At 67.6% G+C, this 1,823-nt stretch carries 1 protein-coding gene; it reads left to right on the forward strand.

The features are described 5' to 3' along the window. Window positions 1-239 precede the first annotated feature (239 nt). Window positions 240-1,598, forward strand: coding sequence for an IS110 family RNA-guided transposase (locus tag KJS59_RS30465; RefSeq protein ID WP_249715179.1), 1,359 nt, complete (start codon window positions 240-242; stop codon window positions 1,596-1,598). The last annotated feature ends 225 nt before the right edge of the window (window positions 1,599-1,823 follow it).

Raw genomic sequence — 1,823 nt, forward strand, 5'->3', positions numbered from 1 at the left:
ACCATGGCCCCTGGCGGGGCCACCCACAGGTGGGTGAAACTCGGTCGGCGGTGTCGCTCGCCGTCGCCGGTTGTGCTTGGTGCCCTCGCGGTGCCTGAATCCAAGAATGGTGTGGGAGTCCGTCCCTGGTATCCCAGGTTGTTGCCCCCCGTGCACGTGTCTCAGTGTCATGAGTCTATGACGGGCTCTGCGAGCGACGCCGTCTCTGGCTGGTGATCGGACGGAGGCCGTGGTTGGACGTGTTGTACACGCATGTCGCAGGGATCGACGTGCATAAGAAGCAGATCACGGTGACGGTGCGGACCCCGGATCCGCGGCGGCCGGTGCGGCGGGAGAAGACCCGCACGTTCCGCACGTTCTACGGGGATTTGCTGGCGATGGGATCCTGGCTGGCCGAGCTGGGGGTGACGCGGGTGGCGATGGAGTCGACCGGCCCGTACTGGTGGCCGGTGTACGCGGCGCTACGGGAGACTGGCGGGCTGGGCTTGACGATCGACGTGGTCAACGCGGCGCACGTCAAAGCGGTCCCGGGGCGTAAGACCGATGTCAAGGACTCGCAGTGGTTGGCGAGGTTGTTGGAGGTCGGCCTGTTGCGGGGTAGTTTCCTGCCACCGGACGACATCCGCGAGATCCGGGACCTGACCCGGTATCAGACGAAGCTGACCGAGGAACGGTCGAGGGAGAAACAGCGGCTGCTCAAGGTTCTCGAAGCGGCCGGGATCAAGCTGGATGTCGTCGCGTCGGACACGTTCGGCGTCTCCGGTCGGGCGATGCTCGACGCCCTGGTCGCCGGTGAGCGGGACCCGCATGTCCTCGCGGGGCTGGCCCGTGGGGTGTTGCGGAACAAGACCGACGACCTGCGGCTGGCGTTGTCCGGACGGTTCACCACCCACCACGGGCAGATGATCGGTTTCCACCTGGAACGGCTCGATCACCTCGATCAGATGATCGACCAGGTCAAGAAGAAGATCGGTCACGCCGGTGTGGCCGGGACCAGCCGGCGCCCAGCGGTCGCGCCGACGGGGCTGGTCGCCCCGTTCACCGCCCAGATCCAACTGTTGAGCAGCATCCCGGGCATCAGCGACCGGGTCGCCACGGTGATCATCAGTGAGATCGGCGTCGACATGAGCCGGTTCCCGTCGGCGAAACATCTGGCCGCGTGGGCCGGGCTGGCTCCGGGCAACAACGAGTCCGCCGGCCGGCGCCGGCGGGCCCGGCACCGCAAGGGCAACACCCACGTCCAGTCCATCTTGATCGAGGCCGCCCTGGCCGCGTCCCGCACCAGGACCCGGCTCGGGGCACGCTTCCACCGGCTGCACCGCCGCTTCGGCGGCCGGGCGAACAACACCGCCGGCAAGAAAGCCGCGTTCGCCGTCGCCCACACGTTGATCAAGGTCATCTGGGCCGTGCTGACCAGCGGGCAGCCTTACACCGATCTCGGCCACGACTTCTACACCCGCCGGATCAACCCCGAACACCACACCCGGCGGCTGATCGCCCAGCTCGAAGCGATCTCCGGCAAGAAGATCATCCTCGCCGACCACGACGGTGAACCGCCCAGACCAGACGACAGCCACGGCAGCGAGGCCGCCGCCTGAACGACCCACCAGCGCACATAGGCGGTGGGAAGAGCGCCGACAAGGCCGTCACCGGCAGAAGGTCAGGCCACAAGGGCCGACAACGTGGTCGCTCTCCCCACCAGCAATCCAGCTTGCCGCACCCCGGCCACCAGCGGCAAGCCCATCACCATGCCCGCCAACCACGTGTCCCGGCTCCGCCGGGACGCTGCCGCACACGTGGCTGGCATCCGAGTTTCGTCTCAG

The organism is Rhizomonospora bruguierae (assembly GCF_018397995.1).
Lineage (GTDB): Bacteria > Actinomycetota > Actinomycetes > Mycobacteriales > Micromonosporaceae > Rhizomonospora > Rhizomonospora bruguierae.